The 15341-nt window shown below is 34.8% G+C and carries 14 protein-coding genes; 11 read left to right on the top strand and 3 right to left on the bottom strand.

Annotation, left to right across the window (positions count from 1 at the left end; all coding sequences use genetic code 11):
- The first annotated feature begins 160 nt into the window (after positions 1-160).
- Positions 161-829 carry a phosphatase PAP2 family protein gene (locus tag NSQ92_RS03340; RefSeq protein WP_095320236.1) on the top strand — a complete coding sequence of 223 codons (669 nt, stop codon included), beginning with the start codon at positions 161-163 and terminating at the stop codon, positions 827-829.
- 146 nt (positions 830-975) lie between these two features.
- Here NSQ92_RS03340 and NSQ92_RS03345 read toward each other — a convergent pair whose 3' ends face one another.
- Positions 976-2379 (bottom strand): hypothetical protein, encoded by a 1404-nt coding sequence (locus NSQ92_RS03345; protein ID WP_047943066.1) that lies wholly within the window; start codon positions 2377-2379, stop codon positions 976-978.
- A 340-nt stretch (positions 2380-2719) separates the two neighbouring features.
- Between NSQ92_RS03345 and liaF the strand changes: the two genes are divergently transcribed.
- Genes liaF through NSQ92_RS03360 form a run of 3 tightly spaced genes read left to right on the top strand, consistent with a single transcriptional unit; the run spans position 2720 to position 5123 of the window.
- On the top strand, positions 2720-3454 hold the full coding sequence (liaF, locus tag NSQ92_RS03350) for a cell wall-active antibiotics response protein LiaF (RefSeq protein WP_167555725.1): 735 nt from the start codon (positions 2720-2722) through the stop codon (positions 3452-3454).
- Between the two features lie 9 nt (positions 3455-3463).
- Positions 3464-4495, top strand: a complete 1032-nt coding sequence (locus NSQ92_RS03355) for a sensor histidine kinase (protein ID WP_061797529.1) — start codon at positions 3464-3466, stop codon at positions 4493-4495.
- A complete protein-coding gene (locus tag NSQ92_RS03360; RefSeq protein ID WP_095320237.1) occupies positions 4488-5123 on the top strand; it encodes a response regulator in 636 nt (211 codons plus the stop codon). Before NSQ92_RS03355 ends, NSQ92_RS03360 begins: the two co-directional genes overlap by 8 nt.
- A gap of 28 nt (positions 5124-5151) precedes the next feature.
- Here the strand turns inward: NSQ92_RS03360 and NSQ92_RS03365 are convergent, their stop codons facing one another.
- A complete protein-coding gene (locus NSQ92_RS03365; RefSeq protein WP_095320238.1) occupies positions 5152-5676 on the bottom strand; it encodes an antibiotic biosynthesis monooxygenase in 525 nt (174 codons plus the stop codon).
- Between the two features lie 547 nt (positions 5677-6223).
- Here NSQ92_RS03365 and hemE point away from each other — a divergent pair.
- The 6 genes from hemE (at position 6224) to NSQ92_RS03395 (ending at position 14239) form a co-directional block, all read left to right on the top strand.
- Complete coding sequence (gene hemE / locus NSQ92_RS03370; protein ID WP_095320239.1) at positions 6224-7285, top strand: uroporphyrinogen decarboxylase; 1062 nt, start codon at positions 6224-6226, stop codon at positions 7283-7285.
- Between the two features lie 67 nt (positions 7286-7352).
- Positions 7353-8297: a ferrochelatase gene (hemH, locus tag NSQ92_RS03375; RefSeq protein WP_341132249.1), complete on the top strand. Its 945-nt coding sequence runs from the start codon at positions 7353-7355 to the stop codon at positions 8295-8297.
- Positions 8298-8576: 279 nt separating this feature from the next.
- Positions 8577-9161 (top strand): TetR/AcrR family transcriptional regulator, encoded by a 585-nt coding sequence (locus NSQ92_RS03380; protein ID WP_047943077.1) that lies wholly within the window; start codon positions 8577-8579, stop codon positions 9159-9161.
- 112 nt (positions 9162-9273) lie between these two features.
- Positions 9274-11493 (top strand): YhgE/Pip domain-containing protein, encoded by a 2220-nt coding sequence (locus tag NSQ92_RS03385; RefSeq protein ID WP_047943078.1) that lies wholly within the window; start codon positions 9274-9276, stop codon positions 11491-11493.
- A 256-nt stretch (positions 11494-11749) separates the two neighbouring features.
- Positions 11750-12739 (top strand): lipoate--protein ligase, encoded by a 990-nt coding sequence (locus tag NSQ92_RS03390; protein WP_047943079.1) that lies wholly within the window; start codon positions 11750-11752, stop codon positions 12737-12739.
- A gap of 222 nt (positions 12740-12961) precedes the next feature.
- Positions 12962-14239: a M48 family metalloprotease gene (locus tag NSQ92_RS03395; protein ID WP_144581047.1), complete on the top strand. Its 1278-nt coding sequence runs from the start codon at positions 12962-12964 to the stop codon at positions 14237-14239.
- Between the two features lie 92 nt (positions 14240-14331).
- On the opposite strand, the gene NSQ92_RS03400 is transcribed toward NSQ92_RS03395, so the two are convergent.
- Entirely contained in the window at positions 14332-14562 is a 231-nt protein-coding gene (locus NSQ92_RS03400) for an IDEAL domain-containing protein (RefSeq protein WP_061797508.1), read from the bottom strand.
- Between the two features lie 187 nt (positions 14563-14749).
- Here NSQ92_RS03400 and NSQ92_RS03405 point away from each other — a divergent pair, with 187 nt between their 5' ends.
- The gene (locus NSQ92_RS03405; RefSeq protein ID WP_053215721.1) at positions 14750-15331 is read left to right on the top strand and encodes a competence protein ComK; all 582 of its coding nucleotides are present in this window, start codon (positions 14750-14752) and stop codon (positions 15329-15331) included.
- Positions 15332-15341: the final 10 nt, after the last annotated feature.

A 15341-nucleotide genomic window follows, 5' to 3' on the forward strand; every position in this document is an offset into this window, starting at 1 on the left:
ACCTCGTTTGACTATTTAGAATATTTTTATTATAGCATGTAGTAATAAAGAAGAGAGGTGAAAAGCGGATAAACTATTATGTATCGTAAAGATTATGCCTATCCTTATAAGAGAGATGTTGTTAAAATAAGGTTAAAATGAAATTCATTTAGGAGGAATTATGGATATTAGAAAATCAAAAATGGCTTGGGGATTAATAATCCTGTCATTCTTATTGTTTATCCTGCTAATCCTAGCTGTAAATGGACAAGCAATATTAGCATTTGATACAGAACTAACCCAGTTTATACATACATTGTTTCCAGCTAGTTTTATTCCTTTTTGGGAAGGCATATCATCCATTGCAGATAAAATAGGCATTGGAATTATCGCTTTCCTATTTATTCTTTTTCTTTGGTGGAAAAAGAAAGATTTTGTAGGAATTGCAGCATTTGTCTTTTGTGTTGGACTAGGAAATGAACTGAATAAGTGGGTGAAAGATTTAGTGGCAAGACCTAGACCCATAGCTGCTGAAGCATTAGAGACAGACAGTTTTAGTTTTCCTAGCGGGCATGCAATGGTAGGATTACTTCTTTATTTGTTTATTGCACATATTCTAGCGAAAGAAATAAAAGGGAATGCAGGAAAGCTGATTTTGGCAGTTATTGCTTTTGTATTCATTTTGCTAATTGGTATAAGTAGAATTGCTTTAGAGGCCCACTATCCAACAGATGTTATTGGTGGTTATTTATTAGGAGGGATCTGGCTGTTTGTATGGGTAGGTTTCTATGAAACATTTTATGATCGATTTCATAAACAAAAAGGAGCAGGAACAAAACTAAGTAGCTAATGGATGATAAAGAAGTTATAGAAAATTTCATGGAACTTCCTTTTAAAAAGGTTTAAAACCCAAACAATATACGAAGCATACATTAGTATCTTCGTATAATTATTTGGGTTTGCCAGTAAAAATAATTTTTAACTGACTATCGCTAGTTAGATGAGGAACATGGCAAAAATAGTAGTCACTACTAAGCCGATACAGACTGGAAGAAGATTTCTCCTTGCTAATTCAAATGGATCGACATTACAGATTGCAGCAGCCGGGATTAATGCCCAAGGGACTAAAGTTCCACCGCCAACCCAGATGGCAGCAATTTGCCCTAAAGCAGTTAATGTGCTTATTCCACTGCCAATTGCATGGGCAAACAACCCTGCAATAGAACCTGCTAATGAAATGCCAGAGAAGCCAGAACCATCTAAGCCGGTAATAACTCCTACAGCTGTTAGTGTAACGGCGCCAATTTCTTTCGTTAATGGAACAGTGGAAGCAAGAGCAATACCGAGATCATTGACGATTCCGTGGGACTCCTTTGGGAGAAAGTCCCCGATAATCGTACTAAAACCAGAGTCACCTAAATAAAAGAAAGCAGCGATTGGAATAACCGGTCCAAATACTTTAAAACCAAATTGGAATCCTTCGATCAAATAAGTCGTTGTTTTCTCCAAGCCTTTATTTTTGTAGCTTACTAATGTTATTAAAAGAAGAATAAAAATGGATGTTCCACCAACCAGTGCGGTAGCATCTCCCCCTTGTAAATCTAATAAAAACATTGCAACAACATCAAGAATATAGAGAATGGGAATCAGAATGGCGAACAGTTTCTTTTGTGTACTACTTAGTAGTAATTTATTTACTTGGGGAAGAATATCTGATTTATTAATAGAGGTGACACCAGTTGCAAAAGTCAGTGTTCCTCTTTTCATATCGCGTTTAATAAAATAAAATGCAGTAATAGTTGTTACAACCCCCATAACAATGACAAGGGGGATACTTGCATGCATGACGTCTTCGACAGGTATGCCGGCAGCATCTGCTGTAAGTTTCGGTGCAGCTTGGATGATAAAATCTCCTGATAATGCAATCCCATGGCCGAATAAATTCATTGCCATGGCAACAGCAATTCCTGGCAGACCAACCCGTAAAGCTACTGGTAAGAGAACAGCTCCGATCAATGCTACTGCGGGGGATGGCCAGAAAAAGAAAGAAATGAGCATCATTACTATTCCGATCGTCCAATAAGCGAGTCCAGGTGAACGAATAAGTTTGGAAAAGGGAGAAATCATTACATCGTTAATACCTGTTTTCGTCAAAATTTTACTCATTGCAACAATAATAGAGATAACAACAATAGTAGGTAACAATTCTGTAATAGCAAAGATGAAACTATTGAAAATACTGCTAATCGAGGTACTTAAAGATCCGGTCGCTGTTATCGCTAATAGAAAGATTCCAACGATACAAATAAAGGTAGTATCTCTTCTCATTACCATAAAGCCGATGATAAAGACAATAAATAGTACATATATCCAATGAAGTGCTGTTAATTCGATACCCAAATAAATCCAGCTCCTTTCCCGATTTGAAGTGGAGGATGCTATAGGCATCTATCACCATTCGGTTAATACAGATTATGTAGCTGTATGTAAAAGGTGATTGGTACCTCCTTGAAATATAGTGTGTTTCACTTCATTGCTTTGGAATGGGAGGAAGGATTTATTCTAAAAATCCGGAAGAAAAATGTGCCAAAGACTCCTTCTCAAGGTGGAGAAAAAAACATCGAAAGAAGGAGCAAAAAATTACATAAAGGTAGTACAATAGATTTATAGTTGAAAAAGACTGCTTTTTAGAATTTCACAAAAATTCTATCTATAGATGTCTAGGAAAGAAGGGGAGTTTTTGAGAAGATCAATCTCCAAAATAATGTTTTCTATTAGTTTACTTATTGTAGGAGTAATCTTATTACTTGTTAATATTGGTGTCATTTCCTTGGAAATAAAAAAATTATTTGTCATAATATATCCGTTTTTGCTGCTTGTTTATGGTCTGCTTTCGCTCTATCAAATAACATTAAAACGAAAAAGCAATTTATTTTTCACCTTATTTATTCTTATTTTCTCTATTCTTCTCCTTTTGGATCGTTTTCAAGTATTAGAATTTAGATTTATCGATTTTTGGAAATTATGGCCATTAATTATTATTTTAATGGCACTAGGACTCATCAAACCTAAGTTCACTTTTGAATATGACAGTGGCGGAAAACGTTATACCAAGAAATCCTTTCGCATGGGAGATGTTAAGTATAATACAGATAATTGGGCTGTCGAACCGATGGAAATTTCTCATGGGTTAGGAGATGTCTATATTGATTTTAGCAAAGCTTTTATTCCTGAAGGAGAAACCGAGCTGTTTATCCATGCGAGGATTGGTGATGTGAAAATTATTGTTCCAGATGATCTAGCCATTTATGTTCAAGCCGAAGTAAAGATTGGAGAAGTACGAATTCTGCAGTCGGTTAAGGAGGGAATTGGAAATAGTCTGGAGCATAAATCTGCCTATTATGAAGAGGCAATAAAAAAAATAAAGCTAAATATTTTGCTTGATATTGGCGATATTACAGTGCAAAAGGTATAAGGGGGAAACATGAGACAGACAATTAGTCGTTATGGATATTATCGAAATATCATTTTAACAAGTTTGATTATTTCTTTGCTGCTATTTATAAGTATCTATTTACTTCCAAATTTTGCAACGTCTTGGATAGGGAGTTTTGCCTTAGCTGCCATCTTTTTTTTTCTGATAACAGTGGTGGGTTTTTATTTTGCTTTTAAATGGAGCGGTAAAATAAAGAAACAATTAGATGAAATATTTTGGTTTATATCATCTTTAAGGAGAGGAAAAATACCGCCAAAAATGCCGCTTGCAACAAGTGAGTATGTTTATGATGTAAAAGAAGAACTTAATCAGCTCGCTGATTATCAACAAGAGCAAATTCATTCTTTGCAGAGATTAGCAAATGAAAAAACAACGCTCGGGCAAACAGCCCACAATGCCGCAGTAATAGAAGAAAGACAACGACTGGCGAGGGACTTGCATGATGTTGTTAGTCAGCAATTATTTGCATTAAATATGATGTCTTCTGCTGCATATAAAATTTTTGACCGGGATCCTGCTTTAGCCAAGCAGCAGTTACAGGAAATTGTTTCGATTGCGGGAAAAGCGCAAGGGGAAATGCGAGCATTGCTGCTTCATCTAAGACCGATTGAATTAAGCAATGATACGTTGTGTGATGGCATAATCAAGCTTATTCAAGAGCTGAAAGAAAAAACAATGCTTCATTTTTCTGCAAGCATTGATGAAATAGATGGTCTATCTACGGCTGGACAGGAACATCTTTTTCGAATTGTTCAAGAGGCCCTATCCAATGTGCTTCGTCATTCTCATGCAGATAAAGTAAGAATCATTTTGGAAGAACGAGAAGAATATGCTTCTCTACATATAAGTGATAATGGCAAAGGCTTTGATCCGACGATAGAAAGAATTGCATCATATGGGTTAAAGACAATGAGAGAGCGCTGTGAAGAAATTGGTGGTGTGATGGAACTTCGTTCGAAAATGGGAGAAGGAACTTATATTGATATTCGAGTGCCAACAAAGGGGTGGGAAAATGATTAGAGTGGTAGTAGTAGATGATCATGAAATGGTGAGAAAAGGAATTATTTCTTACCTAATGACAGAACCCAATATTCACATTATGGGAGAGGCAAATAGTGGTCAGACGGCAGTTCAGCTTGTACTAAAGGAGAAGCCGGATATTGTGTTAATGGATTTATTAATGGAAAACGGGAATGGTATTGAAGCAACAAAGGCTATTTTAAAAGAGTATCCTAGCTGCAAAGTAATCATAATTACAAGCTTCTATGATGAAGCACAAGTCATTCCGGCAATAGAAGCAGGCGCATTTAGTTATTTATTAAAAACAGCAAGTGCTACAGAGGTCGTGCAAGCAATTAAGAAAGCCTATACTGGCGAAGCAGTGATTGAGCCAAAGGTTGCTAACGTGATGGTGAAAAAATTGCGAGCAACAGAAAGAAAGCCACATGATGATCTAACAGAAAGAGAATTAGATGTATTAATGTGTATTGGAGAAGGAATGACTAATCAGGCTATTAGTGAAGAACTATATATTGGAATCAAAACAGTAAAGACACATGTAAGCAACATCTTATCGAAATTAGCAGTAGCCGACCGAACCCAAGCTGCTGTGTATGCCAATAGGAATGGCATTATTAAAACAAGATAGTCATAAGTTCAGCTGGCTACTAGATTAATTACGCTTTTTCTTCATTTGGAATCGTTAATTGTACAAAATACGGTTTTCCATTAAAGATAGAATGCTGGGAACTATTCCAGCTTTTTTCATTACTCTTACCTATGGGAGCTTCTACATTTGCTTCTTGCTGTTTCCATTTTATATAATTCGCTTTTTCTTCCCATAGACAAAAGAGGATATAGGTGTCTCCCTTAGCAGGACGAAGGAAGCGTATAGCTGTCATTGTTTTGTTTGGGATAGATGTAAAGTACTTCATCATCTTATGCTCGAAAACAGGTTTATTTTCTTCACTTACTGGAATATGATTCATGGTAATAAACCCTTTATTTTCTAACATTCCATAACTGAATAAAATGTCATAGCTTCTTGGTTCTTGGAAGAAAGAAGGAGCTTGACTTTCGTGTAATAGTATTGCCCGATCGCTGGCTTCTTCCTGCATTAATAACAATGTTTCATTCGAAAACTTACTTTCGTATTTTTTCCCTAAATAATCATAGGTTCCGCTAGTAAGATAGATATTCACTAATCTCCCTCCAAGTCATAAGGATATTTTAAGCATACAATAGAAAGCGGAAAGTTACGATAAAACCCTCTTAAACTATTCTCATTTGTATATTAACATTAACTACCGTGTTATTCGAGATGCCTAGTTCCATTTAAAGCTTTTCCCTTATGTTCTCATGATTTAACTTTTTGTATGCGCTGCCTATAATTAGCAAAAGAGGTGTAATCTCCTTTAATTTTGGGTAAAAAATGTCTAAATTGTGACAAAGTGATAAGTTATCTATGCAAAGATAGTAAAAAAGATATATTATTGAAATATATGCATGATTGGGAAAGAAGATTTTTACATATAGTAAAAAAAAGAATGGGATGTCTAGGACAGGCATTCCTTTTTATTGGGATGGTAATAACTTGGAAACAAATGTTGTTCATAAAAAAATTTGTTTAAAAAACTTTTTACTTGCATATTGTTTATAAATATTATAACTTAATAATTATTATAAATAAAAAACGTTAATCACTATATAGAACGAAATACATACCTTTGAAAGGTGGACATCAAAAGGATGAATAAACAGATGAAAGATACATTTATTAAAGCGGCAAAAGGACAGCCCACTGAATATGTTCCGGTATGGTATATGCGACAGGCAGGCCGCTCGCAGCCTGAATACCGAGCAATTAAAGAGAAATATTCTTTATTTGAAATAACGCATCAGCCAGAGCTATGTGCTTATGTTACGAAATTGCCGGTTGATCAGTATGATGTCGATGCTGCAGTATTATATAAAGATATTATGACGCCGCTTCCGGCCATTGGGGTTGATGTGGAAATAAAATCAGGAATCGGACCTGTGATAGAGAATCCTATTCAGTCAATGGAGGATATTACAAGACTTGGTATGTTACATCCTGAGCAAGATATTAAATATGTCCTTGACACGATTAAACTGCTTACAACCGAACAATTAAATGTTCCGTTAATAGGCTTTTCCGGCGCTCCTTTTACTCTTGCTAGTTACATGATTGAAGGTGGACCATCCAAAAACTATCATAAGACAAAAGCGTTTATGTATGCTAAACCAGAAGCTTGGTATGCTTTAATGGAAAAGCTTGGTAATATGGTGGTTACCTACGTAAAGGCGCAAATTAATGCAGGTGCTAGTGCGATTCAAATATTCGATTCGTGGGTAGGTGCTTTAAATGTGGAGGACTATCGATTATTTATAAAGCCGGTCATGAATAGGATTTTTTCTGAGCTGGAGAATGAAAATGTTCCTTTCATTATGCATGGAGTCGGGGCGAGTCATTTGGCGCTTGAATGGAATGATCTTTCCTTAGATGTAGTTGGGCTAGATTGGCGCTTACCTATATCAGAAGCAAGAAAAATGGGAGTAACCAAAGCTGTACAAGGAAATTTAGATCCCGCAGTACTTCTTGCACCATGGAGTGTTATTGAGGAAAAAGCAAAGCAAATCATTGAACAGGGAATAGAGCAGCAAGGCTTTATCTTTAATTTAGGACATGGTGTGTTCCCAGATGTAGATCCAGCTGTGTTGAAAAAATTGACTGGTTTTATTCATGAATATTCCGGTGACTTACTAAGTAGTAAGCGCTCAGGCAAATAAAAGGGATTTTAAGGATAGCTAAAATCAAAAAGATACAAAATAATAGAAAGAAGCGAGGTAATGAAAAATGAGTCGAAAAAAAATGGGGCTTCTCGTTATGGCATATGGTACACCATATAAGGAAGAAGATATTGAAAGATATTATACAGATATTAGACATGGTAGAAAGCCGACAGATGAAATGCTGGCAGATTTAAAAAGTCGCTACGAAGCAATTGGCGGCATTTCTCCATTAGCAAAAATTACGATGGAACAAGCAAAGGGTTTAGAAGCACATCTTAATGAGATACAAGATGATATTGAATTTAAAATGTATTTAGGATTGAAGCATATTGAACCATTTGTAGAAGATGCAGTAAAGATGATGCATGAAGATGGAATCGAAGAAGCAGTGAGTATTGTGTTAGCCCCTCATTACTCTACCTTTAGTATTAAGGCATATAATAATCGTGCTAAAGAAGAAGCAGAAAAATTAGGGGGCTTAACCATTCATAGTATCGAAAGCTGGTATAAGGAGCCCAAATTTATTCGTTATTGGATTAATCAATTAAAACAGACATACGCTAAAATGTCACAAGAAGAACGCGAAAATGCAGCGTTAATTGTCTCTGCGCATAGTTTGCCAGAAAAAATCCTTCAATATGGAGATCCTTATCCAGACCAATTAAAGGATACAGCAGAGTTAATTGCAAAGGGAGCAGGTATATCTACTTATTATCTAGGCTGGCAAAGTGCGGGAAATACACCAGATCCTTGGCTTGGTCCAGATGTCCAGGATTTAACAAGAGATTTACATGCGAAATATGGATATAAAGCATTTGTATATGTGCCAGTAGGATTTGTAGCGGAACATCTAGAAGTCTTATATGACAATGATTACGAGTGCCTTGTTGTGACGGAAGAAGTTGGAGCAAGCTATTATCGACCAAAAATGCCAAATGCTCAGCCGGAATTTATTGACGCACTAGCAACAGTGGTTTTAAAAGAAATTGCAGTACCTATTAAAGGGTAAAGTGCCGTAAATTATTTTTTGTTGATGTTATTATATTGTAAACGGAACCAAGTGATTTTTTCGAAAATCACTTGGTTTCTTTTGTTGCAACGGGTTTAACTCTGTGATATATTCTTTTTTGTACTAACTGACCGAAATGTTATTTTAGTCAGTTTTGTGGTGAATCAATAATGAATGCATAAATGGCGAATAAGTGCGAATAAATGGTTGGAGAGAAAATCTCTTCTACATAACTGGAGAAACTGTTTTTATTCGCATGGAAAGAAAGAGGTGGAATATTTGGCTGTTGATCGTAGGAAGCTTATTTTAGAAGCGGCGACTAAATCATTTTCTATGTTTGGTTATAAAGCAACAACTATGGATCATGTCGCTAAAATTGCAAATGTAGGAAAAGGAACGATTTATACTTTTTTTAAAAATAAAGAGGAGCTCTTTTTTGAAATTGTTAATGATTTAATTAAAGAAATGAAGGAAAGAGCAGATGAGTCATTTGATCCTTCTTCTACGTTTATGGAAAATGCCCATCGTGCACTGATGAATATGCTTGAATACCGTAAAGAGCATCATCTGACGGTTAAGCTTTTTCAAGAACAGCGAGAAATTGGTACACTGGAAGTAAAGGAAGTAATTAGCCATTTAGAAAATGCGATCTTAAATTATATGAAAACACGTGTACAAGAAGCGATAGATAAAGGAGAGATTGAAACCCAGAATCCAGAGTTGACATCCTTTATTATTATTAAAGTATACTTAGCGCTTATTTTTGAGTGGGAGAAACAACATCCACCTCTTACTACAGAGGAAATAGCTTCTAGTTTTGAATTACATTTATTTCATGGATTAGCAAACCCGCTTAATAAATGAGAAAATAGTCTGTTAGTTATTAAAGTTAATAACCAGGATGTTTTTCTTTTAACTAAGCTATTAGAATTGTTTTTTAAAGGATAAATGATTGATTAAAAATGGAGGGAATTATATGAAACAAAGTTTACTAAAGGCAGAGCTGTCCTCTATTTTTAAAAATAAAATGATGCTGATCTCTGTTATCGCTATTGTGTTTGTTCCGATATTATATGCTGGTATTTATTTATGGGCCTTCTGGGATCCTTATGGAAACTTAGATAAATTGCCTGTTGCCGTTGTGAATGAAGATACTGGGACAGAGATGAATGGAAAAACATTAGATATTGGAAAAGATTTAGTGGAAAATTTAAAGGACAGCGAAGACTTTAATTTTAAATTTGTCGATAAAGAAACTGCTTATAAAAATTTAAAAAATCAGAAGTATTATATGCTGATAGAAATCCCTAAGGATTTTTCCGATAATGCGACAACATTACTTGAAGATAATCCACAAAAATTGGATCTAAAATATGTTTCTAATCCAGGATATAACTTTATTTCTTCTCAAATAGGGAATTCCGCAATTGAAAAAATAAAGCAAGGTGTTAGTAAAGAAGTGACAGAAACCTATGCGGAATCTATTTTTGAAAATATTACGGAAATGTCAGACGGCTTAAAAACAGCAAGTAATGGTGCAAAAGATTTAAAAGATGGAACAGATAAAGTAAAATCGGGTACAGAAGAAGTGTATAAAAATCTAGAAACACTTGCTGAAAAGTCTATACAATTTTCCGATGGTGTTAATAGTGCTAATAATGGAGTGAAAGAGCTTGCCAATGGAGCAGATGATTTAAAGCAAGGATTAACGCAATTGCAATCAGCCCAAGGGGAATTAAATAATGCTGCACAGAAACTGCAAGGGGGAGACCAGGCAATTCTTGATGGTGTTTCGCAAGCCAAAGATGGAATCAACACAGTTAAAGCAAATATTCCTTCGTTAATAGAAGGGACAAATAAGCTGCAAACAGGCTCCAATACTTTAACACAAGGCTTAACAGACTGGAGCGATAAATCAGAACAATTAGCTGCTGGAGCTAATCAGTTGCATGAAGGTGCAACAACCTTACAGGAAACAATTAATGCGATAATGCCCATGCTGCAAGGTTTGCCAGAAGAAAATAAGCAGCAGCTTGTAGCAGCACTTAAAGGGTTGGTGGACGGCAGTTCTTCGATTGCCACCAATACAAAAGCGTTAAGTCAAGCAGCAGACCAGCTTGCAGCCGGCGGAACAAGCTTGTCTAATGGCATAACAGACTTAAATAAAGGGCAAAAACAATTGCAAACAGGCATTAATCAGTTAAGTGATGGAAGCAGCCAGCTAGAAAATGGGGTAAAACAGCAGGTAGCTGGTCAGGAACAATTTGTGGCTGGTATGAATAAGTATGCTTCTGAATTCGCAAAAGCTGTTGATGGTTCTACTAAATTGTCTTCTGGTGCAAATACTTTAGTATCAGGGATGAATACACTTGCAACAGGATCGACTGCTTTATCAGATGGAACCAATTTGCTCAAAGATGGATCAAAAGAATTGGTAAATGGAACATCATCCTTATTAGATGGAAGCAAGGAGCTTTCGTCTAAATTATCAGACGGAGCTGAGGAAGCAAGTTCCATCCATTCTGATGAAAAAACATATGACATGATAGCTGAACCAATCTTAGTTGACCAAGACAAAGTATCGGATGTGCCAAACTATGGAACTGGCTTAGCTCCATATTTCATTTCGCTAGGACTATTTGTTGGTGCATTAATGCTCTCAATTGTGTTCTCTTTTGCAGAACCAGAAGAACAGCCAAAAAGTGGAATTCGTTGGTTCTTAAGCAAAACGATTATTTTGATTGGGGTAGGAATCTTACAGGCTTTAGTTGCCTCCTTTGTGTTGCTAGTCATCTTAGGAATGGAAGTGGAAAGTGTACCATTGTTTATCCTATTTACCATTCTAACTAGTTTAGTGTTTTTCTCGATTATTCAATTTTTGGTTACTTTATTTGGAAACCCAGGACGATTTATTATCGTCATCATCATGATTTTCCAATTAACAACAAGTGCGGGTACTTTCCCATTAGAGTTAATACCAAATGTTTTACAACATATTCACAATCTATTGCCAATGTCTTATTCAGTAGCTGGATTAAAAGCAGTTATCTCTACTGGTGATATGGACTTTATGTGGCATAATGCAGAGATTCTTGGTATTTACCCACTTGTATTCTTTGCAGGTACAGCTGTTTATTTTATTTTTAAATACAAACGGTATTATACAAATAAGGAAGTAGAAGTAACAGTAGAATAATTTGAAAAAGCTGCTAACTTTATATCTTCTTAAGTTACCTCTATTGTGCGAAACCTTGATAGAGTGTGGGGAAGATACATAGTTGCAGCTTTTTATATGGTGTCTAAAAGATCACTCCATTTCTTAAACTTTGCCAATTCGATGAAAAAAGTACAAATGAAGTGATTATTTCCCGTTTTTTCGTTATAGTATAAAAGGGTAATTAAATTCGGGAAAATTGGATATAATTCTACAAAATTATAAGGGGTGTCTTTTTATGCTGTTTATAGATAATAAAGGGATAACAGATCCACGCATTAATCTAGCAATTGAAGAGTATGCTTTGAAAAACTTAGACATAAATGAAACGTATCTTTTATTTTATATAAATGAACCTTCTATCATTATTGGGAAAAACCAGAATACGATAGAAGAAATTAATACTGATTATGTAGAGTCAAATGGCATACATGTTGTTAGAAGATTATCTGGCGGCGGTGCCGTCTATCATGACTTAGGTAATTTAAGCTATAGCTTTATCACGAAAGATGACGGGAATAGCTTTCATAACTTTAGAAAATTCACCGAGCCTGTTGTTCAAGCACTTAAAAGCATGGGAGTAAATGCTGAATTAAGTGGTCGTAATGATCTTCTTGCTGAAGGTAGAAAAATTTCTGGCAATGCACAATTTTCTACAAGAGGAAGAATGTTTACGCACGGAACATTATTATTTGATTCAGAAATGGATCATATTGTGTCAGCGCTAAAAGTGAAAAAAGACAAAATCGAATCCAAAGGGATTAAATCAGTAAGAAGCAGAGTAGCAAACATTACTGAATTTCTTCCAGAAAAAATATCCATTCAAGAATTTCGCAGCCTGTTATTAAGCTATCTTTTTGAAGGGGAAGAGAATATTCAAGAATATGTCTTAACAGCAGAAGATTGGGAAAAAATTCATCAATTATCTAAAGAAAGATATCAAAATTGGGATTGGAATTATGGCAAATCTCCTAAATTCAATTTACAGCATTCACATCGTTTCCCAGTTGGTCAAATCGATGTAAGATTTGATGTAGTAAAAGGAATTGTGAAAAACTGCAAAATTTATGGTGATTTCTTTGGAGTTGGCGATGTAGAAGATATTGAAAAACGACTGATCGGGGTCCGCTATGACCGCTCCGAATTAGAAAAGGCATTAGGTGATATTTCCATAAAGCATTATTTTGGAAATGTGACAAAAGAAGATTTTCTGCAATTGATTTATTGATTATATAGAAGAATAATTTTTAGCATCTTAAATGATAGAAGGTTTCTTCTTATTTTGGATGCTTTTTTTATACCCTTTTTGAAAGTAAGAGTGCAACGGAGAGCTGGACACGCTTTTTTTACATCAAAATAAATAGTGAAAATATCTCCTTTTAGTTCTAAAAAAATTCTTTTTGGACTACTTATTAATAATAGGTTGTACTAGGCAGGCAGGAGGGAGATTATGACTAGAAAAATTGGCTTTTATGCAGTAGTTGCCTATGTGTTATACGGTTTGTTTTTTTATTGGTATTTATTTCAATATACTAGTCCAGCTTTGCCCTTTGAATATCAAGGATCCCAAGCAGATCCAAGTACCTTTTTAAATAGCAGAGAATTAGTATTAAGTGGGGAATATTCACGGGTAAGGAACTTCTTGTTTTTTATTTCTACACCATTTGAATGGCTTTTTTACTTATTTGTTTTGTTATTTGGTTTTTCCAAAGTATTTAAAAAATGGGGAGAGGCTTCTGCGAAATATAAGTCGATACAAACGGCTATTTACTTATTTTGGCTGAATATAACTGCCTTTATTATTACCTTTCCACTTAGTTATATTAGTTATTCTGTATCGAAAACCTATCATATTTCTACCCAGAGCTTTCCTTCTTGGATGAAGGATCAATTCATTGATTTTTGGGTGAATTATGTCATTATGTTTCTTATTGTTTCCGTCTTATACTGGCTAATGAGCAAGAGTCAAAAGAGGTGGTGGCTTTATGCCTGGGTATTATCCATTCCTTTTACTTTATTTCTCACGTTTATTCAGCCTGTCGTCATTGACCCGCTATACAATGATTTCACCCCTTTAAAGGATAAAGAATTAGAGGCAGAGATATTGAAGCTTGCGAGTGCTTCTAATATTCCAGCCGAGCATGTTTTTGAAGTAAATATGTCAGATAAAACGAGGGCGTTAAATGCTTATGTTACAGGGATAGGGAGCAATGCAAGAATTGTGCTGTGGGATACTAGTTTAAAGGAATTAGATAATGACGAAATTTTATTTGTAATGGCACATGAAATGGCTCATTATGTAGAAAAACATATTTATATAGGAATAGGCATCTCCTTATTTTCCTCTTTATTTGGTTTGTATTTTATTTATAAATTGCTGCACTGGATTGTAAATCGATGGGGGACAGAACTTAAAATTGTAAAAGTAGAGGATATACAGTCCTTCCCTTTAATTCTTTTATTAATTTCGATGCTGCTATTTACTGTAAATCCATTAACTAATGTCATTTCAAGATATGAGGAAAAAAGAGCTGATCATTATGCAGTCGAATTAACAGAAAATCCAGAGGCGGGTATTGTTACATTTCAGAAGCTAGCAAAGACCGGACTGAGTGAAGTGAATCCACCTTTATTGGTAAAAATATTCCGCTATAGCCATCCGACGATGCTGGAGAGAATTAGTAAGCTGGAAGAAGAAAGCATTCGATTACAAAATCAGAAAAAATAATCCAAAAATAAAGGATGTCTTAAAGAATTTAATCATAGTAGGTGATTAGACTCTTTAAGAACATCCTTTGGCTTTAAAATAATCCATTATTATCAAGTTCCGAAGCGCTTACATAATAAATTAAATTCGCTGCTCAGTTCGTTGAATGTTTCTCTGTCATGTTCATCAATGGCTTTATCAATCAAGGACATCAAATTTGCTTTTTCATTATTTAATTGAATTTCAGAAAGCAACATTTCAATATAGAGGTCTTTTACATAAGTATTTGTGTTTTTTTTCTGGCCACTTAACTTTGTAAACTCAGTATAGGACTTATCATTCATTGTCTTTCCCTCCTGATGCCTTTTTAATATTATATGGGAGAAATGGATAATTATCAATTTGTTTTTTAAAAATTATGAAATTTGATTATAAAGTATGTCTATATTCTGAAAAATTATTTTGTCTTAAGATTCATTAGGTAAAAAGTGCTATTATAGGGGAAGATTACTAAAAAAGGAGGATTTATCGTTGGAAGAAAATTTTTTAATAGTCGATAAGTATTATATTAATTATCATACGCTTGCAGTCTTGCCTTCTATTGTAGCTAATGGCGATATCTATTCAAAGGTATATGAACATAATAATGTTTTCTTATGCAAACTTAGTCCGTTAATGATTGTGAAAGCAACATGTGGTTATCTGGGAAGTTCTTATGAAGGGAGAAGGGAGGGGACTCGCCAACTAATGACCTATTATCATAAACTTCCAATTGTAATAGATGATTTTAATTCCGTTTATTTTTTTCCCACTCATTCTCCTAGGAATAACAACTGTGCATGGATTTCTCTTCATCATATTCTTGATACCAAAAAAATAGAAGCCTCTAAGGTAAGAATAACGTTTCAAAATTTGCAAAGTGTAGAAATAGGGGTTTCGCTCTATACCCTAAGAAATCAAATAATGCGGACAAATTCTCTTAAAACATTACAGCGTTATAATCATGAAGCAAGTATTAATCCCAAGTTAACATATAAAAGTTTACTGGTGGATAAACAAAAAAAATTAGCAGAAGCTCAAATGATGTATAAAAAAAAGCAGGATAGTAATTGAACTTTTTTTA

This window comes from Niallia sp. FSL M8-0099 (genome assembly GCF_038006945.1).
Lineage (GTDB): Bacteria > Bacillota > Bacilli > Bacillales > Cytobacillaceae > Niallia > Niallia circulans.